At 70.4% G+C, this 25,169-nt stretch carries 25 protein-coding genes; 23 read left to right on the top strand and 2 right to left on the bottom strand.

Annotated elements, in window-relative coordinates:
- Window positions 1–32 precede the first annotated feature (32 nt).
- Together C3492_RS15750 and C3492_RS15755 are read left to right on the top strand one after the other, a co-directional pair.
- Entirely contained in the window at window positions 33–935 is a 903-nt protein-coding gene (locus C3492_RS15750; RefSeq protein WP_014671696.1) for a tRNA (adenine-N1)-methyltransferase, read from the top strand.
- 238 nt (window positions 936–1,173) lie between these two features.
- Window positions 1,174–1,755, top strand: coding sequence for a hypothetical protein (locus C3492_RS15755; protein ID WP_103812388.1), 582 nt, complete (start codon window positions 1,174–1,176; stop codon window positions 1,753–1,755).
- Window positions 1,756–1,762: 7 nt separating this feature from the next.
- On the opposite strand, the gene C3492_RS15760 is transcribed toward C3492_RS15755, so the two are convergent.
- Window positions 1,763–2,065 (bottom strand): ferredoxin, encoded by a 303-nt coding sequence (locus C3492_RS15760; protein WP_041665048.1) that lies wholly within the window; start codon window positions 2,063–2,065, stop codon window positions 1,763–1,765.
- Window positions 2,066–2,584: 519 nt separating this feature from the next.
- Between C3492_RS15760 and arc the strand changes: the two genes are divergently transcribed.
- The 6 genes from arc (at window position 2,585) to prcA (ending at window position 8,734) form a co-directional block, all read left to right on the top strand.
- Window positions 2,585–4,351 carry a proteasome ATPase gene (gene arc, locus C3492_RS15770; RefSeq protein WP_103812389.1) on the top strand — a complete coding sequence of 589 codons (1,767 nt, stop codon included), beginning with the start codon at window positions 2,585–2,587 and terminating at the stop codon, window positions 4,349–4,351.
- A 232-nt stretch (window positions 4,352–4,583) separates the two neighbouring features.
- The gene (gene dop, locus C3492_RS15775) at window positions 4,584–6,095 is read left to right on the top strand and encodes a depupylase/deamidase Dop (protein WP_374938351.1); all 1,512 of its coding nucleotides are present in this window, start codon (window positions 4,584–4,586) and stop codon (window positions 6,093–6,095) included.
- Window positions 6,096–6,266: 171 nt separating this feature from the next.
- Window positions 6,267–6,485, top strand: coding sequence for a ubiquitin-like protein Pup (locus C3492_RS15780; protein ID WP_058079921.1), 219 nt, complete (start codon window positions 6,267–6,269; stop codon window positions 6,483–6,485).
- A 122-nt stretch (window positions 6,486–6,607) separates the two neighbouring features.
- Window positions 6,608–7,120 (top strand): endonuclease VII domain-containing protein, encoded by a 513-nt coding sequence (locus C3492_RS15785; RefSeq protein WP_374938352.1) that lies wholly within the window; start codon window positions 6,608–6,610, stop codon window positions 7,118–7,120.
- Window positions 7,072–7,917: a proteasome subunit beta gene (gene prcB / locus C3492_RS15790; protein WP_103812392.1), complete on the top strand. Its 846-nt coding sequence runs from the start codon at window positions 7,072–7,074 to the stop codon at window positions 7,915–7,917. Before C3492_RS15785 ends, prcB begins: the two co-directional genes overlap by 49 nt.
- Before the next feature lie 61 nt (window positions 7,918–7,978).
- Window positions 7,979–8,734, top strand: coding sequence for a proteasome subunit alpha (gene prcA, locus C3492_RS15795; protein WP_103812393.1), 756 nt, complete (start codon window positions 7,979–7,981; stop codon window positions 8,732–8,734).
- Window positions 8,735–8,795: 61 nt separating this feature from the next.
- On the opposite strand, the gene C3492_RS15800 is transcribed toward prcA, so the two are convergent.
- A complete protein-coding gene (locus tag C3492_RS15800) occupies window positions 8,796–9,815 on the bottom strand; it encodes a LacI family DNA-binding transcriptional regulator (protein WP_103812394.1) in 1,020 nt (339 codons plus the stop codon).
- 116 nt (window positions 9,816–9,931) lie between these two features.
- Between C3492_RS15800 and C3492_RS15805 the strand changes: the two genes are divergently transcribed.
- The 15 genes from C3492_RS15805 (at window position 9,932) to C3492_RS15875 (ending at window position 25,129) form a co-directional block, all read left to right on the top strand.
- Window positions 9,932–11,191: an MFS transporter gene (locus tag C3492_RS15805; RefSeq protein WP_103812395.1), complete on the top strand. Its 1,260-nt coding sequence runs from the start codon at window positions 9,932–9,934 to the stop codon at window positions 11,189–11,191.
- A gap of 9 nt (window positions 11,192–11,200) precedes the next feature.
- A complete protein-coding gene (pafA, locus tag C3492_RS15810) occupies window positions 11,201–12,562 on the top strand; it encodes a Pup--protein ligase (protein ID WP_030653997.1) in 1,362 nt (453 codons plus the stop codon).
- A 143-nt stretch (window positions 12,563–12,705) separates the two neighbouring features.
- Window positions 12,706–13,710 (top strand): FKBP-type peptidyl-prolyl cis-trans isomerase, encoded by a 1,005-nt coding sequence (locus C3492_RS15815; RefSeq protein ID WP_103812396.1) that lies wholly within the window; start codon window positions 12,706–12,708, stop codon window positions 13,708–13,710.
- A 78-nt stretch (window positions 13,711–13,788) separates the two neighbouring features.
- Window positions 13,789–14,160 (top strand): FKBP-type peptidyl-prolyl cis-trans isomerase, encoded by a 372-nt coding sequence (locus C3492_RS15820; protein WP_103812397.1) that lies wholly within the window; start codon window positions 13,789–13,791, stop codon window positions 14,158–14,160.
- Between the two features lie 148 nt (window positions 14,161–14,308).
- A complete protein-coding gene (locus C3492_RS15825; RefSeq protein ID WP_103812398.1) occupies window positions 14,309–15,262 on the top strand; it encodes a YafY family protein in 954 nt (317 codons plus the stop codon).
- A 14-nt stretch (window positions 15,263–15,276) separates the two neighbouring features.
- Complete coding sequence (locus C3492_RS15830) at window positions 15,277–16,293, top strand: YafY family protein (RefSeq protein ID WP_103812399.1); 1,017 nt, start codon at window positions 15,277–15,279, stop codon at window positions 16,291–16,293.
- Window positions 16,294–16,426: 133 nt separating this feature from the next.
- Window positions 16,427–16,687, top strand: coding sequence for a hypothetical protein (locus C3492_RS15835; protein ID WP_037630432.1), 261 nt, complete (start codon window positions 16,427–16,429; stop codon window positions 16,685–16,687).
- A gap of 42 nt (window positions 16,688–16,729) precedes the next feature.
- Complete coding sequence (locus C3492_RS15840) at window positions 16,730–16,924, top strand: hypothetical protein (RefSeq protein WP_103812400.1); 195 nt, start codon at window positions 16,730–16,732, stop codon at window positions 16,922–16,924.
- Between the two features lie 259 nt (window positions 16,925–17,183).
- Window positions 17,184–17,465 (top strand): Sec-independent protein translocase subunit TatA, encoded by a 282-nt coding sequence (gene tatA / locus C3492_RS15845; protein ID WP_103812401.1) that lies wholly within the window; start codon window positions 17,184–17,186, stop codon window positions 17,463–17,465.
- A gap of 47 nt (window positions 17,466–17,512) precedes the next feature.
- Complete coding sequence (gene tatC / locus C3492_RS15850; protein WP_103812402.1) at window positions 17,513–18,463, top strand: twin-arginine translocase subunit TatC; 951 nt, start codon at window positions 17,513–17,515, stop codon at window positions 18,461–18,463.
- Between the two features lie 134 nt (window positions 18,464–18,597).
- Window positions 18,598–21,450 (top strand): RNA helicase, encoded by a 2,853-nt coding sequence (locus tag C3492_RS15855; RefSeq protein WP_103812403.1) that lies wholly within the window; start codon window positions 18,598–18,600, stop codon window positions 21,448–21,450.
- A gap of 557 nt (window positions 21,451–22,007) precedes the next feature.
- A complete protein-coding gene (locus C3492_RS15860) occupies window positions 22,008–23,678 on the top strand; it encodes a sensor histidine kinase KdpD (RefSeq protein WP_258055727.1) in 1,671 nt (556 codons plus the stop codon).
- Complete coding sequence (locus C3492_RS15865; protein ID WP_103812405.1) at window positions 23,675–24,079, top strand: roadblock/LC7 domain-containing protein; 405 nt, start codon at window positions 23,675–23,677, stop codon at window positions 24,077–24,079. Before C3492_RS15860 ends, C3492_RS15865 begins: the two co-directional genes overlap by 4 nt.
- Window positions 24,076–24,528 carry a DUF742 domain-containing protein gene (locus tag C3492_RS15870; protein WP_103812406.1) on the top strand — a complete coding sequence of 151 codons (453 nt, stop codon included), beginning with the start codon at window positions 24,076–24,078 and terminating at the stop codon, window positions 24,526–24,528. The genes C3492_RS15865 and C3492_RS15870 overlap by 4 nt, the downstream gene beginning before the upstream one ends.
- Window positions 24,509–25,129 (top strand): ATP/GTP-binding protein, encoded by a 621-nt coding sequence (locus tag C3492_RS15875; RefSeq protein WP_103812407.1) that lies wholly within the window; start codon window positions 24,509–24,511, stop codon window positions 25,127–25,129. Before C3492_RS15870 ends, C3492_RS15875 begins: the two co-directional genes overlap by 20 nt.
- Window positions 25,130–25,169 lie beyond the last annotated feature (40 nt).

Genomic DNA, 25,169 nt, shown 5'->3' on the forward strand with positions numbered 1-25,169 from the left:
AGCCCCCGGCAGGGAACCGGTAGGCTGGTCACATGTCCGAACCGACCGGTGCCGCCCGCAGGCGCGGGCCCTTCAAGGTCGGGGACCAGGTACAGCTGACCGACCCCAAGGGTCGCCACTACACGTTCACGCTCGAAGCCGGGAAGAACTTCCACACCCACAAGGGCTCCTTCCCGCACGACGAACTGATCGGCGCTCCCGAGGGCAGCGTTGTCCGGACCACCGGCAACGTCGCCTACCTCGCGCTGCGCCCCCTGCTCCCCGACTACGTCCTGTCCATGCCCCGCGGGGCAGCCGTCGTCTACCCGAAGGACGCGGGGCAGATCCTCGCCTTCGCCGACATCTTCCCCGGCGCCCGCGTCGTGGAGGCCGGCGTCGGCTCCGGCTCGCTCAGCAGCTTCCTGCTGCGGGCCATCGGCGACCAGGGCATGCTCCACTCCTACGAGCGCCGCGAGGACTTCGCCGACATCGCCCGGCAGAACGTGGAGCGCTACTTCGGCGGCCCGCACCCCGCCTGGCAGCTCACCGTCGGTGACCTCCAGGACAACCTGTCCGACACCGACGTCGACCGCGTCATCCTCGACATGCTCGCCCCCTGGGAGTGCCTGGAGGCCGTCTCCAAGGCGCTCGTCCCCGGCGGCATCCTGTGCTGCTACGTGGCCACCACCACCCAGCTCGCCCGGACCGTGGAGTCCATCCGGGAGATCGGCTGCTTCAACGAGCCGACCGCCTGGGAGACCATGATCCGCAACTGGCACATCGAGGGCCTGGCCGTCCGCCCGGACCACCGGATGATCGGCCACACCGGCTTCCTGCTCACCGCCCGCCGCCTCGCGGACGGCGTCGAGCCGCCCATGCGCCGCCGCCGCCCCGCGAAGGGCGCCTACGGCGAGGACTACGCCGGACCGAACGCCGACGGCGGCGCCGGCCGCTGACCGGGCAGGCGCACACCGGTACAACGCGAGGGCGCCGTGCCCGAGTTCCCGGCCGCATCCGGGAACTCGGCCACGGCGCCCTTTCGTTGACGCGGCACCGGCACCGATGCCCTCCACGCGCGCGTGTGCCCGCGCACGATCCGGCCGGGAATCCCGGACCCCGCCGTTCCCGCGCACTGTGACGTGTGGCACCATGCAGCCCATCCCACCGGCACAGCCCTCACAGGAGACGCTCCTCGTGCAGCAATCCGCCGTTCCGGAGCTCGCGCACACCCAGACCCGGCCCATCCACTGGGTCGCCACCGCCACGGCCGTCGCGGGTGTCGTGGCCCTCTCCTCCGTCATCCAGCCCGGATCGGCCACGGCAGCCCAGTCCGCCCCCGCCGCCAAGGGCAAGTCCGCCGCCGCGGCCGTGGCGCCGCCGGGCACGGCGGGTGTGCGGTTCCCGCTGGACTGCGGCCCCGTGAAGGCGGTGGTCGCCAAGAAGGCCACCGGAGACCTGGACGGCGACGGCAGGCCGGAGACCGTCGCGGTGGTGCACTGCGACGCCCCCATGGGCACCCCGCCCGACGGGGTCTACGTCCTCACCCGCTCCGCGGGCGGCGGCAAGCCCCGCGTGGTCGCCACCCTCGTCGAACCGAAGGAACGGCTCACGGTCACCGACTTCGCGCTCCGCGCGCGTGCGGTCTCCGCCACGCTGCTCGGCTACTCCTCGGACGCCGTGCCCAGTTGCTGCCCGGACGTGAAGACCCCGGCCTCGTGGCGGTGGAACGGCAGCGCCTTCCTCCGCTCCACCCCGGCCGGGACCGAGAGCGTCTGAACCGGGCTCACTCCGCGTCGGGCCCGTACACCTCGACCTTGTCCGAAACCCGGCGTACGTGGATGCACTCGCCGGGACACTCCTTCGCCGAGTCCACCACGTCGGTCAGCAGCGGCAGCGGCACCGGCGTGGTCGCCCCGGGGGCCTGGAGCAGCTCGTCGTCCGCGCCCTTCACATAGGCCAGCCCGTCGATGTCCAGCTCGAACACCTCCGGGGCGTACTGGGCGCAGATCCCGTCGCCGGTACACAGGTCCTGGTCGATCCAGACCTCCAGCGCCTCGCCGCCCGGGGCCTCCTGCTGCACGGTCATCTCTCCTGCCGTCGGTTCGCCGGGCGGTTCCGGCACCCGAGGGCCAGCCGGGTCCGCTCCAGCGGCTGTTGAACACCCTCGACCCTACCTCCGCCCGGTTTGTTGCCGTGTGGGACCGGTGCGGGGTTTCCGGCCCGGCCCGCTCGGGTACCAGCGCCGGACCGGGAAAGGGGTTCCCCGGCGGCCGGGTCGATCACTTCAGGCCGCCACGGCGGTGACGCCATCCGCCGATGCCGTCGCTCTGCGTGATGATCGTACGAGCGCGCTGCGTGCTGCCCGGATACGGGCCGATCGGTCGGGTGCGGACAACTCCGGTCAGTAATGAAGGGATTCGACCACGCCATGCATGGAACAAGCTGCTTTCCCTTCACGTTGAGTGGGTATCCCCTCCGTGCGAGGGAGTGTGCACCGGGTGACCGACGACACACCTTGACAGTCTTTGTGATCTAGGGGTTTCAATCGACACCAGCCCAGGTAGGGTCTGGAAGCGTCCAGCTCCCCTTGGAGGAGGTGAGGACCGTGGCAGCCCACGACGACGACATGAACCGCGGCATCCGCCCGGGACGCGGGTCCGACGACCCGGCCGGGCAGATCGCCTACCTTGAGCAGGAGATCGCCGTCCTGCGCCGCAAGCTCGCCGACTCTCCGCGCCACACGAGGATTCTCGAAGAGCGGATCGTCGAGCTGCAGACCAACCTGGCCGGCGTGTCCGCCCAGAACGAGCGACTGGCCAACACCCTCCGCGAGGCCCGCGACCAGATCGTGGCCCTCAAGGAGGAAGTCGACCGGCTCGCCCAGCCGCCGGCCGGCTTCGGTGTCTTCCTGCAGGCCAACGAGGACGGCACCGCCGACATCTTCACCGGCGGCCGCAAGCTCCGGGTGAACGTCAGCCCCAGCGTCGAGGTCGACGAGCTGCGGCGCGGCCAGGAGGTCATGCTCAACGAAGCGCTCAACGTGGTCGAGGCCATGGAGTTCGAGCGCGTCGGCGACATCGTCACCCTCAAGGAGATCCTGGAGGACGGCGAGCGCGCCCTGGTACTCGGGCACACCGACGAGGAGCGGGTGGTACGGCTCGCCGAGCCGCTGCTGGACGTCACCATCCGCGCCGGCGACGCGCTGCTGCTCGAACCCCGCTCCGGCTACGTCTACGAGGTCGTGCCCAAGAGCGAGGTCGAGGAACTGGTCCTCGAAGAGGTCCCCGACATCGGCTACGAGCAGATCGGCGGCCTCGGCAACCAGATCGAGGCCATCCGGGACGCGGTCGAGCTGCCGTACCTCTACCCGGACCTGTTCAAGGAGCACGAGCTGCGCCCGCCCAAGGGCGTCCTGCTCTACGGCCCGCCCGGCTGCGGCAAGACACTGATCGCCAAGGCCGTGGCGAACTCGCTGGCCAAGAAGGTCGCCGAGGTCACCGGCCAGGCCGCGGGCAAGAGCTTCTTCCTGAACATCAAGGGCCCCGAGCTGCTCAACAAGTACGTCGGCGAGACCGAGCGGCAGATCCGCCTCGTCTTCCAGCGTGCCCGCGAGAAGGCCAGCGAGGGCACCCCCGTGATCGTCTTCTTCGACGAGATGGAGTCCCTCTTCCGCACCCGCGGCTCCGGCGTCAGCTCGGACGTGGAGAACACCATCGTCCCCCAGCTGCTCGCCGAGATCGACGGCGTGGAGGGCCTGCAGAACGTGGTCGTGATCGGCGCCTCCAACCGCGAGGACATGATCGACCCCGCGATCCTGCGCCCCGGCCGGCTCGATGTGAAGATCAAGATCGAGCGTCCGGACGCGGAGGCGGCGAAGGACATCTTCGGCAAGTACCTCACCGAGCGTCTGCCGCTGCACGCGGACGACCTCGCGGAACACGGCGGCGACAAGGGTTCCACGGTCCAGGGCATGATCCAGACCGCGGTCGAGCACATGTACGCCGAATCCGAGGAGAACCGCTTCCTGGAGGTCACCTACGCCAACGGTGACAAGGAAGTCCTGTACTTCAAGGACTTCAACTCCGGCGCCATGATCGAAAACATCGTGGGCCGCGCCAAGAAGATGGCGATCAAGGACTTCCTGGAGAAGAACCAGAAGGGCCTCCGCGTCTCGCACCTGCTCCAGGCCTGCGTGGACGAGTTCAAGGAGAACGAGGACCTGCCCAACACCACCAACCCGGACGACTGGGCCCGGATCTCCGGAAAGAAGGGCGAGCGGATCGTGTACATCCGTACGCTCATCACCGGAAAGCAGGGCGCGGACACCGGACGCTCCATCGACACGGTGGCGAACACCGGTCAGTACCTGTAACGGCAGGGCGGCTGCGGGTGCCCTCAGTGGGTACCCGCAGCCGACTGTTTTTCGGGCCACGACCGGAGCAGCCAATGACGCAAATGATCTCCCCACCAGCGCAAAGGCGTTCTAGGCTCGTTCCTGCCGCCGAGTCGCGCCGTGCGGGGACGGGCACCGCACACGCACCGGAGCGCCAGCGGTACGTGAGCGGCGCCCACGACCGAGGGTGCCGCCGGGCAAGGAGGGCCGCATGACCGTACGGCGAGTAATGGGCATCGAGACGGAGTACGGGATCTCCGTCCCCGGCCACCCGAACGCCAATGCCATGCTCACCTCGTCCCAGATCGTCAACGCCTACGCGGCGGCGATGCACCGGGCCCGCCGGGCCCGCTGGGACTTCGAGGAGGAGAACCCGCTGCGCGACGCGCGAGGCTTCGACCTCGCCCGGGAGGCCGCCGACGCCAGCCAGCTCACCGACGAGGACATCGGGCTGGCCAATGTGATCCTCACCAACGGCGCACGTCTCTACGTCGACCACGCCCACCCCGAGTACAGTGCGCCCGAGGTCACCAACCCCCGCGACGCCGTCCTCTGGGACAAGGCCGGCGAGCGCATCATGGCCGAGGCCGCCGAGCGCGCCGCGCAGCTGCCCGGTGCCCAGCCGATCCACCTCTACAAGAACAACACCGACAACAAGGGCGCCTCCTACGGCACGCACGAGAACTACCTGATGAAGCGGGAGACCCCCTTCTCGGACATCGTGCGCCACCTCACGCCCTTCTTCGTCTCCCGCCAGGTCTTCGCCGGAGCCGGCCGCGTCGGCATCGGCCAGGACGGGCACGAGCACGGCTTCCAGATCAGCCAGCGCGCGGACTACTTCGAGGTCGAGGTCGGCCTGGAGACCACCCTCAAGCGGCCGATCATCAACACCCGCGACGAGCCGCACGCCGACGCCGAGAAGTACCGGCGGCTGCACGTCATCATCGGCGACGCGAACCTCTCCGAGATCTCGACGTACCTCAAGCTGGGCACGACCGCCCTGGTCCTGTCCATGATCGAGGACGGCTTCATCGCCGTGGACCTCGCCGTCGACCAGCCTGTGCGCACCCTCCACCAGGTCTCGCACGACCCGTCGCTCAAGCGCCTGGTCACCCTGCGCAGCGGGCGCACCCTCACCGCGGTCCAGTTGCAGATGGAGTACTTCGAGCTGGCCCGCAAGTACGTCGAGGAGCGCTTCGGCGCCGACGCCGACGACCAGACCAAGGACGTCCTCAGCCGCTGGGAGGACACCCTCACCCGGCTGGAGAACGACCCGATGAGCCTGGCCGGCGAGCTGGACTGGGTCGCCAAGCGGGAGCTGATGGAGGGCTACCGCCGCCGCGACAACCTGGACTGGGACGCGGCCCGGCTGCACCTGGTCGACCTCCAGTACGCGGACGTACGCGCCGAGAAGGGCCTGTACAACCGCCTGGTGGCCCGCGGACGCATGAAGCGGCTGCTGGACGAGTCCGAGGTCGACAGGGCCCGCACGAAGCCGCCGGACGACACACGCGCGTACTTCCGCGGACGCTGCCTGGAGCAGTACGCGGACGACGTCGCGGCCGCCTCCTGGGACTCGGTCATCTTCGACCTTCCCGGCCGCGACTCGCTCCAGCGCGTTCCAACCCTGGAACCGCTACGCGGAACGCGAAATCACGTCAAGGAGCTCCTGGACCGCTGCCGTACCGCGGAAGACCTGGTCAGGGTCCTGTCCGGCGGGTGAGCGGAGCCAGGGGGTACTCGGTGCGCCCGGGCGGCCGGGGTGGAAACCCCACCGCCCGGGAATCATCGGGGTGGCCCCCGTACGTTGCAGAAACTGCGGGGCCGATGTCGGACCCGGCTTGTAGGGTCTGATCATCACCGATCGGCAGGCGAACTGAGCGGGGTGAGGGTTATGGCAACCAAGGACACGGGCGGCGGCCAGCAGAAGGCCACGCGGTCCACCGAGGAGGTCGAGGAGCAGGCGCAGGACGCGCAGGGCTCGGAGGACCTCAAGGAGCGGCACGAGAAGCTGTCGGACGACGTGGACTCCGTCCTGGACGAGATCGACGATGTCTTGGAGGAGAACGCAGAGGACTTCGTGCGGAGTTTCGTTCAGAAGGGTGGCCAGTAGGCCTGTTCTTCCTTCGAATCGAAGGTTGCGGGGGGAATGGGGTGGCAACCGAGGAAGGCGTGAAGCGCTGCTCGCGGTGCAAGCAACACAAGCCACGAGCAGCGTTCGCGCGGAACAGGGCGATGCGTGATGGGCGGCAGGCATATTGCCGTGAGTGCGCGGCTGCCTATCACCAGCAACGGCAGGTGGCCAAGGGGCGCAACGTTCGCCCGAGAGTGGATGCGCCCCCGGGGCACAAGTACTGCCGTACGTGCGGCCAGGTCAAGCCGCACAGTGAGTGGACGCGGAACCGCAGTGCCTCAGACGGTCTGGCGACGCTCTGCAGGACATGCAAGGCGGCGAAGGGGCGAGAGCACCACCTGAAGCGCAACTACGGCTTGACCGGGGCCGAGCGTGACAGGTTGATCGCCTCTCAGCGGGGCCTGTGTGCGATCTGCCTGGACGCCCCGCCCGTGCATGTGGATCACTGCCACAAGACGGGTAGTGTCCGTGGCGTATTGTGCTTCAACTGCAACTCGGCCATCGGCAAATTGAGGGACGACCCCGAGGTTGGCCGTCGTGCCGTTGCCTACCTGGAAGGAAACTCGTGGAAGCCAACTCTCGTGGCACCGGGCGTCTACCAGCTGCCTTCCTGACGCCAGGATCCTCTTCGTTCATGGACTTCCTCGCCGAGCACCAGCCCGAGCTGCTGCCCGGCAACCGGCAGCTGCCGCCCACCAAGGGCGTGATCGAGGCGCCGCACGGCACGACCATCGTGGCCGTGACCTTCCCCGGCGGCGTGGTGCTCGCCGGTGACCGCCGGGCCACGATGGGCAATGTGATCGCGCAGCGGGACATCGAGAAGGTGTTCCCGGCCGACGAGTACTCGGCCGTCGGTATCGCCGGCACCGCCGGCCTGGCCGTCGAGATGGTCAAGCTCTTCCAGCTGGAGCTGGAGCACTTCGAGAAGGTCGAGGGTGCCCAGCTGTCCCTGGAGGGCAAGGCGAACCGGCTGTCGACCATGATCCGTTCCAACCTCGGCATGGCCATGCAGGGCCTGGCCGTGGTGCCCCTCTTCGCGGGGTACGACCTGGACCGCGAGAAGGGGCGCATCTTCTCCTACGACGTCACGGGCGGCCGTTCCGAGGAGCACAACTTCGCGGCGACGGGCTCCGGCTCGATCTTCGCGCGCGGTGCGATGAAGAAGCTGTTCCGTGACGACCTGACCGAGGAGCAGGCCACCACCCTCGTGGTGCAGGCCCTCTACGACGCGGCTGACGACGACTCGGCGACCGGCGGTCCCGATGTCGCCCGCCGGATCTACCCGATCATCACCGTGATCACCGAGGACGGCTTCCGCCGGCTCACCGAGGACGAGGCGTCCGAGATCGCCCGCGCGGTGCTCCAGAAGCGCCTGGAGGAGCCCGACGGCCCCAAGGCCGCCCTGCTCTGAGCGCGGGCCCGGTTCTTATGAAGGTGATCCAGTGACCATGACAGAAAGGGACGGATAACCGGTGTCGACGCCGTTCTATGTCTCACCCCAGCAGGCCATGGCCGACCGGGCGGAGTACGCCCGCAAGGGCATCGCCCGCGGCCGCAGCCTGGTCGTGCTGCAGTACGCCGACGGCATCGTCTTCGTCGGCGAGAACCCGTCCCGCGCGCTGCACAAGTTCAGCGAGATCTACGACCGGATCGGCTTCGCGGCGGCCGGCAAGTACAACGAGTACGAGAACCTGCGCATCGGCGGTGTCCGCTACGCCGACCTGCGGGGCTACACCTACGACCGCGACGACGTCACCGCCCGGGGCCTGGCCAACGTCTACGCCCAGACGCTGGGCACGATCTTCTCCTCCGCGGCCGAGAAGCCGTACGAGGTGGAGCTGGTGGTGGCCGAGGTGGGGGAGACCCCCGAGGGCGACCAGATCTACCGGCTGCCGCACGACGGCTCCATCGTGGACGAGCACGGCTCGGTCGCGGTGGGCGGCAACGCCGAGCAGATCAGCAGCTTCCTGGACCAGCGCCACCGCGACGGCATGAGCCTCGCCGAGGCCCTCAAGCTGGCCGTGCAGGCCCTGTCCCGGGACACCAACGGCAGCGAGCGGGAGATCCCCGCCGAGCGCCTGGAGGTCGCCGTACTGGACCGTACGCGCCCGCAGAAGCGCAAGTTCAAGCGCATCGTCGGCCGCCAGCTCGCCCGTCTGCTGGCGGCGGACGGCGCGAGCACGGAGGCGGAGAGCGCGGACGGCTCCGAGGACTCCGAGGAGGAGTAGCCGCCTGCGGCACGTGTCGCCGGGTGCCCCGGCCGGAGATCCGGCCGGGGCACCCGGCTTTTCACGCCGACGCGTGCGGCGGCGCCGTGGAGCCCCGGACGACCAGTTCGACGGGGATGTCCCCGCCCTCCGGCTCCCGGCCCTCCAGGACCGCCAGCAGGGCCCGCATGCCCCGTTCCCCGAACAGTTCTGCGTCCAGCCGTACCGTCGTGAGCTCGGGGTCGATGGCGGTGGCCAGGGCGAGGTCGTCCAGGCCGGTGACGGACATGTCGTCCGGGACGCGCAGCCCCAGGCGGCGCAGCGCCTTGTAGGCGCCGGCGGCGAGCTTGTCGTCGTCGCAGACCACCGCCGTCGGCCGGGGGCCCGGCGCGGTGAGCGCGGCCTCGGTGGCGGCGAGCGCGCCCTCGATGGAGATCGGGGCCCGGGCCGTACGGACCTCGGTGCCCGGCACGGCGGCCAGGCGCGCGGCCAGCTCCCTCGCGCGCACCTCGAAGGTCCAGGACGGCACGTCGGCGGCCAGGTGCAGCACCCGCCGGTGGCCGAGGTCCAGCAGATGGGCGGCGACCTGCCGTACGCCGTCGGCGATGTCCAGGTTCACGGTCGCGGCGCCCAGGCTGCCCGCCGGGTCGCTGTCGAGCATGACCAGGGGCAGCTGGTCGCCCCGGATCGCGGAGAGGGCGTCGGCGGCCATGGAGGAGGCGATGACGCCGTCCAGGGCGGCCTGCGCGGAGGCGAAGGGGTCGCGGGCCGGGCCGATGCCCTCGGGGGAGGGGTAGAGCACCACGCCGAAGCCGTGTTCGGCGGCCACGCGCGCGGCGCCGGTGTAGACGCCGGCGAAGAACTCCGTCGTCAGGGCGGGCACCACGAGCAGGACGGTACGGGTACGGCCCAGGCGGAGGTTGCGGGCGGCGAGGTTGGGGCGGTAGCCCAGCTCGCGCGCGGCCTCGCGGACGCGCTCGGCGGTGGTCTCGGACACCCGGCCGCGCCATTTGTCGCCCAGGACGAGGGAGACGGCGGCCTGGGAGACCCCGGCCGCCCGGGCGACGTCCCGGCTGGTCGGGCGCGTGCTGCTGCGGGCCACCACTGACTCCCCGTCGTCTGGACGTGCGAACAGCGCACATGGTACGTATGACGAGGGACGTTATACGTAACACTTCGGGCCGTCACGGCGTCCCGGCGAGCCACGGAGGGCAGGACATGGCCACGGGATACCTGGACATCCTGAGGGCGAGGCACGCCCTGCGGCTGCTCACCGGCACCCTGGTGGGCCGGCTGCCCAACGCCACCGCCGCCATCGCCCTGGTGCTCTTCGTCCGCGCCGAGGGCGGCACCTACAGCCTCGCCGGCGCCCTGGCCGCCGTGTACGGGGTCGCCAACGCCGTCGGCCAGCCCGTGCTGGGCCGCCTCGTGGACCTGTACGGCCAGCCGCGCGTCCAGCTGCCCGCGGCCGTCCTCGCCGCCCTCGCCATGACCCTCTTCGCCTTCTGCGGCACCACACCGCTGCCGCTCGCCTATGCGGCCGTCGCGGCGGCCGGCCTGTTCACCCCGCCCCTGGAGGGCGGCCTGCGCGCCCTGTGGCCGTCCGTGCTGGGCCGCGAGGAGCAGGTGCACACCGCGTACGCCATGGACGCCATCGCGCAGGAGGTCATGTTCACCGTCGGCCCGCTGCTGGTGACCCTCTGCGTGGCCCTGTGGGACGAGCGCGCCGCCCTGCTCGCGCTGAACCTGCTGGGCGTGCTCGGCGCGCTCTCCGTCGTGCTCTCGCCGCCCTCCCGCGCGTGGCGCTCGGCCCCCCGTGAGGCCCACTGGCTGGGTGCCCTGCGCTCGCCCGGTCTGCTCGTGCTGCTCGCCGCCTTCCTGTTCGTCGGCATCGCGCTGGGCTCCATCACGGTCGCCTCGGTGTCGTACGCGGACGGTCACGGCGGCGACGCGGTGTACGGCTGGCTGATGGCAGGGCTGGGCCTCGGGGCGCTGGCCGGCGGCACCGTCTACGGCGCCCGCGCGTGGGGCGGCGCACCCGAACGGCGACTCAGAGTGCTGGTGGCCCTTCTGGCGGTGTGTTACCTGCCGCTGATGCTGGTGCCGGGCGCGGTGGCCATGGTGTTGCTCAGCGTGGTCGCCGGTGTGTTCCTGGCGCCGTGCATCGCCTGCGCGTTCATCATCGTCGACCGGCACGCGCCGAGCGGGACCGTCACCGAGGCGTTCTCATGGCTCGTGACGACGTTCACCGTGGGTGCCTCGGCGGGAACGGGCCTGGCAGGGCCGGTGGTCCAGGCCGGTGGCACCCTGTGGGGCTTTGCGCTGCCGGGTGCCGCGGGGGCCGTGTCGCTGCTGGTCCTGCTCGCCACCGGACGGGTCCTCGCAGCTCCCGCGCGGGGCGGGATCGTTGCGGCTTCATCGGAAAATGATCCAAATCGTGCTGCCGAACCCCGTTTCAGCTCGGGGGATCGGGCGTAATGTTCCCTCATGGACCGCCGCATTTTCGGGCTGGAGAACGAGTACGGCGTCACGTGCACGTTCAGGGGACAGCGCCGCCTGTCTCCTGACGAGGTGGCGCGGTACCTCTTCCGCCGTGTCGTGTCATGGGGCCGCAGCAGCAATGTCTTTCTGCGAAACGGCGCCCGGCTCTATCTCGACGTGGGCTCACATCCGGAATACGCGACCCCCGAATGTGACAACGTGATCGAACTGGTCACCCACGACAAAGCCGGCGAGCGCATTCTCGAAGGACTCCTGGTGGACGCGGAACGACGCCTGCACGAGGAGGGCATCGCAGGCGACGTCTACCTCTTCAAGAACAACACCGACTCGGCGGGCAACTCCTACGGCTGCCACGAGAACTACCTGGTGGCCCGGCACGGGGAGTTCTCCCGGCTCGCGGACATCCTCATCCCCTTCCTCGTCACCCGGCAGCTGCTGTGCGGCGCCGGCAAGGTGCTCCAGACCCCGCGTGGCGCCGTCTACTGCGTCAGCCAGCGCGCGGAGCACATCTGGGAGGGCGTCTCCTCGGCGACGACCCGCTCCCGGCCCATCATCAACACCCGCGACGAACCCCACGCGGACGCCGAGCGCTACCGCCGGCTGCACGTCATCGTCGGCGACTCGAACATGTCCGAGACGACGATGCTGCTCAAGGTCGGCGCCACCGACCTGGTGCTGCGCATGATCGAGGCCGGCACCGTGATGCGCGACCTCACCCTGGAGAACCCGATCCGGGCGATCCGCGAGGTCAGCCATGACATCACCGGCCGGCGCAAGGTGCGCCTGGCCAGCGGCCGGGAGGCGTCGGCGCTGGAGGTGCAGCGCGAGTACTTCGACAAGGCCGTGGACTTCTGCGACCGCCGGGGCATCCGCACCGGCACGGTCGCGCAGGTCCTGGACCTGTGGGGCCGCACCCTCGAAGCGATCGAGAACGAGGAACTCGACCGCATCGAGACCGAGATCGACTGGGTCATGAAGTACAAGCTCATCGAGCGGTACCGGGCCAAGCACAACATGACGATGTCGCACCCGCGGGTCGCCCAGATAGACCTCGCCTACCACGACATCCACCGCCGTCGTGGCCTGTACTACCTGCTGGAGAAGAAGGGCCAAGCCGCCCGCGTCTGCAACGACTTGAAGATCTTCGAGGGCAAGTCGGTTCCCCCGCAGACCACTCGCGCCCGGCTGCGCGGCGACTTCATCCGGCGGGCACAGGAACAGCGCAGGGACTTCACGGTCGACTGGGTGCACCTCAAGCTCAACGACCAGGCACAGCGCACCGTGTTGTGCAAGGACCCGTTCCGTTCGGTGGACGACCGGGTGGAGAAGCTCATCGCAGGAATGTAGTCATCGGGAGGTGGGTCAGGCGTTCCGGCACACCCGTGCCGGAACGCCACACGGGCGCCGTACGTTTCCCGTACGGCGCCCTGCTCAAGTCGTAGAGTTGCGCGCACGCCATCCGCAAGATCGACCGATTACGAGGCTCTTCCGTGCGCCGACGCTCACTCCTCCTCGCCGCCGTTCCCGCAGGACTGGTCACGCTCGCCGGATGCGGTGACGACAAGTCCGACTCCAGCAAGACCGGCGCCTCACCGTCGGCCACGGCGTCGTCCGCGCCCCCGCCCAAGATCGTGGACGGGCCGCTGCCGGCGGTCACGGCGGGGACGAAGTTCGGCGAGAAGCCGACCGTCGCCAAGGGACCGGGCGACCCGTCGAAGAACCTCGCGGTGAAGACGCTCATCACGGGCAGTGGCCGCACGGTCGCGGAGAACGACTTCATCCAGGCGAACTACCTCGGCCAGATCTGGAGCACGGCCAAGGTCTTCGACAATTCCTACGACCGCAAGCGCCCCCTGGTCATCCAGCTCGCCCAGGGCAGCATCATCGACGGCTGGCGGTACGGCCTCGCGGGTAAGAAGACCGGCAGCCGCGTCCAGATCGCCGTGCCGCCCACCTGGGGCTACGGCACGGAGGGCAACGAACAGGCGGGCATCAAGGGCACCGACACGCTGGTCTTCGTCATCGACCTGATCGACTCCTTCAACTCCAAGAGCTCCGTCAAGGGCACGCCGGTCCCGCAGGACGACGCCGCCCTGCCGAAGGTGGGCACCAACACCGACGGCCAGGTGCCCAAGGTCACCGTCCCCAAGGCAGACCCGCCGAAGAAGCTCGTGTCGGAGTACGTCCTGGAGGGCGACGGTCCCGAGCTGAAGTCCGACCAGACGGTCCTGTGCCAGTTCCAGGGCCTGGTCTGGGACGGCGGCAAGACCTTCCAGCGGACGTACGGCTCCGGCCGGCTCAGCCAGTTCTCGCTGGAGCAGATGCAGCAGGCGGTCAAGGGCCTCGCCCAGGGTCTGACCGGCAAGAAGGTCGGCAGCCGGGTCCTGATCGTCGTCCCGCCGGACCTGGGGTACGGCGACAACCCGCCGAGCGGGGGAGTCATCAAGAAGGGCTCCACCCTCGTCTTCACGGTGGACATCCTCGCGGCGATGTAGCGCCCGGGGCGGGCGGGAGGCCCGCGATGATGAAAGACTGTCCACGTTCCGTGTCGTACACAAGCAGGAGCTTTTGACGTGAGCATCGACAAGCCCGAGATCGACTTCCCGGGCGGCGAGCCCCCGGCGGACCTGGAGATCAAGGACATCTGGGAGGGCGACGGGCCGGTCGCGCAGGCGGGCCAGAACGTCACCGTGCACTACGTGGGCGTCGCCTTCAGCACCGGCGAGGAGTTCGACGCGAGCTGGAACCGGGGCACCCCGTTCCGCTTCCCGCTGGGTGCCGGCCGGGTCATCAAGGGCTGGGACCAGGGCGTGCAGGGCATGAAGGTCGGTGGCCGCCGCCAGCTGACCATCCCCGCCCACCTCGCCTACGGCAACCAGAGCCCGACCCCGGCGATCAAGCCCGGCGAGACCCTCATCTTCGTGGTCGACCTGCTCGGCGTCTGATCCACGCCCGATCGGCCGGCCGGGTCCGACCGGAACCGATCACCTGGGGCCCATGCCTGCTCGGGCATGGGCTCTCGGCTTTTGTCACCGCCCCGCGGAGCGGTACGGTCATCGGTCGGAAGCACCATAGGGAAGGCGAAGGGCGTCGATGGCCATTGCCAAGGCCGAGCGGCTGATGAACCTCGCGCTGTGTCTGCTCGGGACGCGGCGGCCGCTCAGCAAGCGGGAGCTGCGCGAGTCCATCGAGGCCTACCTGGAAGCGGGCAGCGACGACTCCTTCAACCGCATGTTCGAGCGGGACAAGGACGACCTGCGGGAACTGGGCCTGGTCATCGAGACCGTCGAGAACCTCGACGGCGAGGTCGGCTACCTCGCCCGCCGCGACAGCAACCGCCTGCCCCCCATCACCCTGGACGCCGAGGAGGCCGCCGCCCTCGGCCTCGCCGCCAAGGTCTGGCAGCAGGCCCGGCTGGCCGGGGCCGCCAGCGGCGCCCTGCAGAAGCTGCGCGCCGCCGGGCTCCCCGAGGACGTCGACCCCTATGAGGCGCACGGCGCCCTGGAGCCGCGCATCCCGGTGCACGAGGCCGCCTTCGAGCCGCTGATGCTGGCCTGCCGCGACCGCCGCCCGGTGGTCTTCGAGTACCGCAAGGCCTCCGCCGCCCGCCCCGAGCCCCGGCACGTCGAGCCGTGGGCGCTGGAGTGCTGGCGCGGCCACTGGTACCTGGCCGGCTTCGACCGCGACCGGGGTGCCGAGCGCGTCTTCCGGCTCTCCCGGATCACCGGCAAGGTCCGCTCCCGGGGTACGGGCTTCACCGCGCCCGTGCCGGACGTCGTCACCGTGCGCGAGACCGTCGCGGGCTGGGCCGGTGAGATAGCCGACCGCTCGGCGCTGATCCGGCTGCGCTCCGGCGCCGGTTACCCCCTTCGGGCGAAGGCCACCAAGGTCCGGGAACTCGGCGACGGCTGGGACGAGTTGGAGATTCCGTACGGGCACGGCCTGGACGCCTGGCTGGTGGAGTTCGGGCCGGACGTGGTGGTCCTGGAGCCGGCCGAGCTGCGGGCCGACGTGGTGGACCGGCTGCGCGCCGTGGCCAAGGGCTGAGGGGGAGCGGGACTGTGGCAGGCAAACCGGCCAGGACGGTCAACGCCATCGACCAGACGCGGCGGATGCTCTCCCTGGTGACGTATCTCAGAGAGCGCCCCGGCGCCCGGATCGCCGACGTGGCGCGGGCCTTCGGCATCACCGAGGACGAGCTGGTCGCCGATCTCGATCTGCTGCCCATGTGCGGCACGAGCTTCCGCGGCGGCGACCTGCTGGACATCGACACCGACGGCGAGCGCATCTGGTGGCACAACCCGGCCGCGCTCGGCGAGGAGGCGGCCGAACCGCTCCGGCTCGCCGCCGACGAGGCCACCGCGCTGCTGGTCGCCGCCCGCGCGGTGTCGACCCTGCCCGGCCTCAGGGAGAGCGACCGCCAGGCCCTGCTGCGGGCCACTGCCAAGGTGGAGGCCGCGGCCGGTGAGGCCGCCGGTGCCAGCTCCCGGTTGTCGGTGACCTTCGAGTCCGAGGGCGGTGTGTTCGCCGACGTCGACCGGGCGATCTCCGAGCGCCGCCGGCTGTGGATCCGCTACTACTCCCCGGCCCGGGACGAGGTCACCGAGCGCGAGATCGACCCGATCCGCCTGGTCAGCGTCGGCCACACCTATGTGGAGGCCTGGTGCCGCCGCTCCGAGGCCCGGCGCACCTTCCGCCTCGACCGGGTCGCCGAGATCAGGATCCTCGACGCGCCCTCGGCCCCGCCCGAGATAGAACTGCGCGACCTCTCCGAGGGGCTGGTGCACCCGGCCGCCGAGGACCCCGAGGTCGTGGTCGAGGTCGGCCCCGGTGGTCGCTGGGTCGCCGAGTACTACCCGCACGACAGCGCCGATGAGCTTCCCGACGGCGGGCTGCGTATCACTCTGCGCACCCCCGACCCGGCCTCCCTGCGCCGGCTCGCCCTGCGCCTCGGCCGTGACGGCCGGATCGTCTCCCCGCCGGAGCTGGCCGAGAGCGCCCGGAGAGCGGCGGCGGAGGCGCTGGCGGCGTACGACACGGAGCCCCCGGCGGCTCCGGGCAGTGAGGCGCGTCCGTAGGGCGCGGGGAACCGCGCGACAAGCCCCCGGGGCGCCGCGGACGTGGAACGGCACAACGCGGCACACTCCCAGCGGCGCGTCTGGTGAACGACCGGAAGAAGGAGCGAGGCCTGTGAGCGAGCGTGCGGGTGAGATGACGGTGGCGACCGCCTTCGCCGGCATGAGACGAGCGGTCCCGGTGATGTTCAGGGCCGGCTGCCCGGACTGCCGCGGCCGGTTCGAGCTCGCCGCCGGCGCGCTGCGCCTCGCCATCGGCGCCAGCAGCCGGACGACGTTCTACTCCTTCACCTGCCCCGACTGCGGCGCCGCGGTCCGCAAGCCCGCCGGGGAGCGGATCGTGGAACTGCTCACCGGCGGCGGCGTCAGGACCCTGCGGCTGCACTCCACGGTGTAGCCGCCCGCGCTCCGTGTCGGCGGAGCGTCTAGGCTCGGCGTCATGTTCTGGCCGATGTTCGCGGTAGCGATGGGTTTCCTGGGTGTCGCCGTCCTGGGGGTGCTGGCCGTGCGGGTGTTCCTGGAGGCGCGACGCCTCGGGGAACAGGTCGCGGACTCCGCACGCCGTATCAACAGGGCTGCGGAGGATCTGGAGCGGGCGTCCGTGCGCGCGGCCCGCGCCGTGGACGCCCTGTGAGCAGTGCCGGACGGTGCCCGTGAGACCGGCGACGCAAGCGCTTTGCGTCACTTCGCCCTGTCATGCTGCCCTGGGGGACAGGTACGCTGCTGGTCGCGGTGTGGAGAACGAGGCCCGCATCGTGGACCGGGAGTACGCACGGGGATTGCCTCACGTTTACCCCTGAGCGTTACGATCGCTGCCAGCACGACCATCGGACACATGTCCGACTGGTCGGACAGCACCCCACCCAGCCGCCTCGGTGAGAAGGTAAAGACTTATGTTCGGAAGGCTCGGAGCTCCCGAGATCATTCTCATCCTCGTCGTCATCATCCTGCTGTTCGGCGCGAAGAAGCTTCCGGACATGGCCCGCTCGCTCGGCAAGTCCGCGCGCATCCTCAAGAGCGAGGCCAAGGCGATGAAGGAAGAGGGCGGCAACGCGTCCGCCCAGGCGCCCACCACGGGCGAGCAGCCTCCGGCGCAGCGCACCATCCAGGCGGCCCCCGGTGACGTGACCAGCTCGCGGCCGGTCAACGAGCCGACGGACACCACCCAGCGCTGACGCACGGCCGGAAACCCCCGGCCTGCCGCACGAGATGAGGACGTGGGTTGCTCAAGCCTGCCCGCAACAAGGAGAAGGATCCCGAGGGGCGGATGCCCCTCGCGGATCACCTTCGTGAGCTCCGCAACCGGCTCGCGAAGGCCATGCTGGCCATCGTCGTCGTGACGGTCGTCGCCGCCTTCTTCTACAACGACATCATCAACTTCCTGACGAGGCCCATCCTCGACTCGATCGGTTGCCCGGAGACCTTCGAGGAGCTGGCGAAGGCCAGCGGCAAGCACCAGTGCGCGGAGATCACGATCAACGGTCTCCTCGCCCCGTTCACGCTGGCCCTGCAGGTCTCCCTGATGGCGGGCGTCGTGCTGGCCTCGCCGATCTGGCTGTACCAGCTGTGGGCCTTCGTCGCGCCGGGTCTGCACCGGCACGAGAAGAAGTACGCCTACGCCTTCGTCTTCACCGGCGCCCCGCTGTTCTTCGGTGGTGCCTTCTTCGCGTACAAGGTGCTGCCCACCACCGCGAAGGTGCTGATCGACTTCACGCCGAGCGGGTCCATCAGGAACTTCCTGCCGCTCGACGACCTGCTCCAGCTGGTCACCCGCATGGTGGTCGTCTTCGGCCTCTCCTTCGAGCTGCCGCTGCTGCTGATCATGCTCAACCTCACCGGGGTGCTGACCGGCCGGCGCATGCTCGGCTGGTGGCGCGCGATGATCCTCGGCATCACGGTCTTCGCGGCCGTGGCCACCCCGAGCACCGACCCGCTGTCCATGCTGGCCCTCGCCGGGCCGATCTGGGTGCTGTACTTCGGCGCGGTCGCCTTCTCACTGCTCAACGACAGGCGTCGGCGCCGTCGCGAGGCCGCGGGCCCGGCGGACGACGAGGCCTCCGAGCTGGACCTCACGCCCGAGGACATCGGCGACGTCGAGCCCGTCCCGGCCGCCCGGGCCCTGCCCGAGCAGACGAGCACCGACCGGGTCAACGGATACGACGACGTGACGTGACCTGAGTCCTCACCGAGCCGCCACGCGATGCCCCCGTCCCCCGAGGACGGGGGCATCCGTGTCCCACCGGCCCTCCGTCGCGTTTCTTCCGCTCTTCTCACCCTCCGGCAGTCGTCCGCAGGGTGATCCGGATAATGATCGTCCTGTTGTCAGTGGGGCCCGGTACGCTCGAAAGTACGATGACAGAGGACCTCTCACCGGCCGAGCGGTACGCGGCAGCCCGCAGGCGGGCAGCCGAGCAGGCCACCGCGCTCGCCTCCTTCCGCGAGATGTACGACTTCGGCCTCGACCCCTTCCAGATCGAGGCCTGCCAGGCGCTCGAAGCCGGGAAGGGCGTTCTGGTGGCCGCCCCCACCGGCTCGGGCAAGACGATCGTGGGCGAGTTCGCCGTCCACCTCGCCCTGGAGCAGGGCAAGAAGTGCTTCTACACGACACCCATCAAGGCGCTGTCGAACCAGAAGTACGCCGACCTGTGCCGCCGCTACGGCACCGGCAAGGTGGGCCTGCTCACCGGCGACAACAGCGTGAACTCCGACGCCCCGGTGGTCGTGATGACCACCGAGGTGCTGCGGAACATGCTCTACGCCGGCTCGCAGACCCTCCTCGGCCTCGGCTACGTGGTCATGGACGAGGTGCACTACCTCTCCGACCGCTTCCGCGGCGCCGTCTGGGAGGAGGTGATCATCCACCTGCCCGAGTCGGTGACCCTGGTCTCGCTCTCCGCCACCGTGTCCAACGCGGAGGAGTTCGGTGACTGGCTGGACACCGTCCGTGGCGACACCGAGGTGATCGTCTCCGAGCACCGTCCCGTGCCGCTGTTCCAGCACGTGCTCGCCGGGCGGCGGATGTACGACCTGTTCGAGGAGGGCGAGGGCCACAAGAAGGCCGTCAATCCCGACCTGGTCCGACTGGCCCGGATGGAGGCCACCCGGCCGTCGTACCAGGACCGCAGGCGCGGCCGGGCGATGCGCGAGGCCGACCGGGAGCGCGAGCGCAGACAGCGCTCGCGCGTGTGGACGCCGGGCCGCCCCGAGGTCATCGAACGGCTCGACTCCGAGGGCCTGCTCCCGGCCATCACCTTCATCTTCAGCCGTGCCGCCTGCGAGGCCGCCGTCCAGCAGTGCCTGTACGCGGGCCTGCGGCTCAACGACGAGGAGGCACGCGAGCAGGTCCGCGCCCTGGTCGAGGAGCGCACCGCCTCCATCCCGACCGAGGACCTGCACGTCCTCGGCTACTACGAATGGCTGGAGGGCCTGGAGCGCGGCATCGCCGCCCACCACGCGGGCATGCTGCCGACCTTCAAGGAGGTCGTGGAGGAGCTGTTCGTACGCGGCCTGGTCAAGGCCGTGTTCGCCACCGAGACCCTCGCGCTCGGCATCAACATGCCCGCCCGCTCGGTGGTGCTGGAGAAGCTGGTCAAGTGGAACGGCGAGCAGCACGCCGACATCACACCCGGGGAGTACACCCAGCTGACGGGCCGGGCCGGCCGCCGCGGCATCGACGTCGAGGGCCACGCCGTGGTGCTGTGGCAGCGCGGCATGAGCCCCGAGCACCTCGCCGGTCTCGCGGGCACGCGCACGTACCCGCTGCGCTCCAGCTTCAAGCCGTCGTACAACATGGCGGTCAACCTGGTCGAGCAGTTCGGCCGGCACCGCTCGCGCGAGCTGCTGGAGACCTCCTTCGCCCAGTTCCAGGCCGACAAGTCGGTCGTGGGCATCTCGCGCCAGGTGCAGCGCAACGAGGAGGGGCTGGCCGGTTACAAGGCCTCGATGACCTGTCACCTCGGCGACTTCGAGGAGTACGCGCGGCTGCGCCGCGAGCTGAAGGACCGGGAGACCGAGCTGGCCCGGCAGGGCGCGAACGAGCGGCGTGCCGAGGCCGCCGTCGCCCTGGAGAAGCTGAAGCCGGGCGATGTCATCCATGTGCCCACCGGCAAGTACGCGGGCCTCGCCCTGGTCCTGGACCCCGGCCTGCCCGCGGGCCGGTCCAACGGCCACCGCGGCTTCGACCACCACGACGGGCCGCGGCCGCTGGTGCTGACCGCCGAACGGCAGGTCAAGCGGCTGGCGTCGATGGACTTCCCGGTGCCGGTCGAGCCGCTGGACCGGATGCGGATCCCGAAGACCTTCAATCCGCGCTCGCCGCAGTCGCGTCGGGACCTCGCCTCCGCGCTGCGGACCAAGGCCGGGCACATCCCGCCGGAGCGGGCGCGCAAGAAGCGGTCCCAGGCCGCCGACGACCGGGAGATCGCACGGCTGCGGACGGCGATCCGCGCCCATCCCTGCCACGGGTGCAACGACCGTGAGGACCACGCCCGCTGGGCCGAGCGCTACCACCGGCTGATGCGCGACACCTCGCAGCTGGAGCGGCGCATCGAGGGCCGTACCAACACCATCGCGCGGACCTTCGACCGGATCGTGGCCCTGCTGACCGAGCTGGACTACCTGCGCGGTGACGAGGTCACCGAGCACGGCAAGCGGCTCGCGCGGCTCTACGGCGAACTGGACCTGCTGGCCAGCGAGTGCCTGCGCGAGCGGGTCTGGGAGGGGCTGGCCCCCGCCGAACTCGCCGCCTGTGTCTCGGCGTTGGTGTACGAGGCCCGCGTCGGCGACGACGCCATGGCGCCGAAGCTGCCCTCCGGCAAGGCCAAGGCCGCGCTCGGTGAGATGGTCCGCATCTGGGGCCGGCTCGACGGGCTGGAGGAGGAGTTCCGGATCCACCAGAGCGAGGGCGTCGGGCAGCGGGAACCGGATCTCGGGTTCGCCTGGGCCGCGTACATGTGGGCGTCCGGCAAGGGGCTCGACGAGGTGCTGCGGGAGGCGGAGATGCCGGCCGGGGACTTCGTGCGGTGGTGCAAGCAGGTCATCGACGTGCTCGGGCAGATCTCCGCGGCGGCTCCCGTGGAGGGCTCGACCGTGGCCAAGGCCGCGCGCAAGGCCGTCGATCAGTTGCTGCGGGGTGTGGTCGCCTACTCGTCCGTGGGGTGACCCGCCGGCAGGGGCTCGGGCCGTCCTCTCCGGGCGGTCCGGGCCCCGCGGCGTACCAGGGCCGCGTCGGGAGCGGGGAACGCCACCGGGGCCGGGATCACCGTGCTGCCCGTCGGCCGGCGGGTGGCAGCCTGCTCGGGCGCGGAGTGCCGGCCGTCTTCGCCCGGTGGTCGCCGGGGGAGGCGGTGCTCGATGTGACCGGGGGATGGCGGTCACGGCGAAGGGAACGGGGGTCGCACCCGTCGAGGTGCGGCCCCCGTCGTCATTTCACTCCGCGCGGTGAGTGACTTTCGTACACCCGTGTGCGGTTACTCCTCGTGTGCGAGCAAAAGCCCAGCGTGCAAAAGGAGTTGAGAGTACTCCCCTCGCGGGGCGATTTCAGGTGCTTGCCGAATATGACACGGCGATGATCCGGTCGGACTAAGCTCGCCCGCGGCGCACCGAGTTGAGGTAAATCGTGCGTCTGTTCCCAAATGCGGAATGCATCCCGTTCAGCCCCGTGTACCTTCCCCCCGCAAGCACCCCCGAACCCAGCCGATTCGTCTCAGAAGGCATCCATGGTGAGTGTTCAGAAGCCTCCCGGTCGCCGTGAACGTCCCTATGCGCGCGTGCTGTTGCCACCGGCCATAGTGATGGCCGCGGCGGCCGGGGCCGCCGTCGCCCTGGTACCGCCCACGGCCCGGCTCGCCGTCGGCGTGTGCGGAGCACTGGCCGTCCTGCTGGTCCTCGGCACGGCCGGGGAGGCCGCCCGGCGCGGCCGTCTGCTCCGCGAGGCACGGGCCGAACACGCCCGGCACACCGCGTACCTGGAGCAGCGGATCGCCGCGCACAACGATCTGATGGAGCGCTTCGCCACCGACGTCCTGCCCGCCGGCTTCTACCGGCTGCGCCGCGGCCAGGTGCTCCGGGACGTCGTACGCGACGTGTTCGACGCGGACCCCGAACTGCGCGGCCTGCCCGAGGGCTACCGCGAGCTGGTGCGCATCGCGCTGCGCGGCGCCGACCAGGAGATCTCGATGCGCGACGCCACCGAGCGCTCCTTCGTGAGCGTCGCCCGGCGCGTCCAGGCCATCGTCCACCAGCAGGCCTACGAACTCCGCGAGATGGAGGAGGACCACGGCCGCAACCCCGAGGTCTTCGACGACCTGCTGCGCATCGACCACGGCACCTCGCTGATCGGCCGGCTCGCCGACACCATCTCCGTCCTCGGCGGCGGCCGGCCCGGCCGCCAGTGGCCCAAGCCGGTCTCCCTCTACAGCGTGCTGCGCGGCGCGATGTCCCGCATCCTGGAGTACCGCCGCATCAACCTCGCCTCGATCGTCAACATCAACATCAAGGGCACCTCGGTCGAGCCGGTCATCCACGCCGCCGCCGAGCTCCTCGACAACGCGACGCGCTACTCGCCGCCGTCGACCAAGGTGCACGTCACCGCCGTCGAGGTGCAGGCAGGCGTCGTCATCGAGATCGAGGACTGCGGCGTCAGCCTGAGCGAGGAGTCCCGCGCCCGCATCGAGCGGATGATCGAGGACGCCAAGAACGGCGAGGACGCGCACAACCTCGGCGAGAACCCGCGCCTCGGCCTCGCCGTCGTCGGCCGCCTCTGCAAGCGGTTCGACATGGACGTCTCACTGCGCTCCTCCGCGTACGGCGGTGTCCGCGCGATCCTCGTGGTGCCGCGGGTCATGACGACCACCGAACCCGGCGTCGGCGCCGCGCACGGCATCGGGGCCGCCGCCGCCCAGATCCCCACGGCGGACGCCGTCGAGGGCCCCAAGCGCCCGCCCAAGAAGCGCCGTCCCACCAGCCCCAAGATCCCCGCCGGGATCTCGCTGGAGGACGACGTCCCCGAGGTCACCGAGTGGACCGCGGGCGGCCTCCCGCAGCGCCGCAGCCGGGTCAAGACCCCGCTCAGTCAGCGGTACGCGGAACAGGCCGCCATCGAACGCGCCGAGCGCGAGGGCCGGCCGACCATCTGGTCGCAGAAGAAGGCGGAGCCGGAACCCGAGCCCGAGATCGACCCCGAGCGCAAGAAGCTCATGGAACGGCCGCCGGGCATGTGGATGGAGGCCTTCTGGGACGGCCTGCGGGAGGGCATGCCCCCGGACACCCCCACCCACCAGCTGACCGACTTCACGCTCCACCCGACCAAGTACCTGCATCTGCTCAACGATCCGGCCGACCCCGCCGAGGGCGCCACTGTGGCCGACGACGAGGGGGACCTCAAGTGATCCAGCAGCGAGGCAACCTGGACTGGATGCTCAAGCAGCTGAACGACGGCGTGCCGGGCATCGAGATGATCGTGGTCCTTTCCGCCGACGGGCTGCGCATCGCCCGCTACGGCGGCGATCCCGACGCCGCCGACCGGGTGGCCGCCGCCTGCGCGGGCGTACAGAGCCTGGCCAGTGCCATCATCCAGGAGCTGCCCGGCGCCGGCGACATGAAGACCGTCGTCTTCGAGATCGACGGCGGTTACTTCTACCTCATGAACGCGGGGGACAACGCCTACCTCGCCGTGCTCTCCGACGTGACCTGCGAACCGGGGCGGATGAGCGGCATGATGCGCGACCTCGTCGTCCGGATCGGCGCCCATCTCAGCAGTCCGCCCCGGCGGAACGGGCAGACCGTATGACCCCTCCACGACGCACGCGGCGCCGGCCGCAGCCTCCGCCCGCTCCCCAGCCCCCGCGCCTGCCGCAGCCCCCGCAGCCCTCGCGGCCTCCGTCGCCGGAGGCGGCGGAGGCCAAGGGGCCGGGCGACAACCCGGAACGGCTGTACTCCGTCACCGGGTCCGGCGACGGCGCCCGCGCCGAACTCGATCTGGTGACCCTGATCGTGGCGCGCGCCGCGCCCCCGGTCTCCGCCACCCCGGAACAGGCGGCGGTGCTCCGGCTCTGCAACACCCCCCTGTCCGTGGCGGAGCTGTCGGCCTACCTCCGGCTGCCGTTCAGCACGATGACCGTCCTGCTCACCGAGCTGATCACGGCCGAACTGGTGCAGGCGCGCGCCCCCATCGTCCGCCAGGCGCTCCCCGACCGTTCACTCCTCGAAGCGGTGATGCATGGACTTCAACGGCTCTGACACCCTCCCCGGCCCGCGCACCGAGGACCACCTGCCGCACACCGCGCAGGCCGCGGTGAAGATCGTGATCGTGGGGGGCTTCGGCGTCGGCAAGACCACCATGGTCGGTTCGGTCAGCGAGATCAGACCGCTGACCACGGAGGAGACCATGACCCAGGCCGGCATCGGCGTCGACGACGACTACGGCTCCGAGTCCAAGACGGCCACCACCGTGGCCATGGACTTCGGCCGGATCAGCATCACCGAGAAACTGGTGCTCTACCTCTTCGGCACCCCCGGCCAGGAGCGCTTCTGGTTCCTGTGGAACGGCCTGTTCGAAGGCGCGCTCGGCGCCGTCGTCCTGGTCGACACCCGGCGCCTGGAGGTCAGCTTCGACGTGATGGGCCGGCTGGAGGAGGGCGGTGTGCCCTTCGTCGTCGCCGTCAACTCCTTCCCGGACGCGCCCCGTTACCCGATCGAGGAACTGCGCACCGCCCTGGACCTGAGCCCGGACATCCCGATCATCGACTGCGATGTGCGGCGCCGGGCCTCCAGCAAGGACGTGCTGATGACCCTGATGGGCTTCCTGCACTCCCTCGCCATGTCCGGCGCCCTCACCTGACCGGCAGCCCACCGACCCCGACCCCTTCCGCCCCGGAGCG

The sequence above is a fragment of the Streptomyces sp. Ru62 genome (assembly GCF_002920615.1).
Classification (GTDB): domain Bacteria; phylum Actinomycetota; class Actinomycetes; order Streptomycetales; family Streptomycetaceae; genus Streptomyces.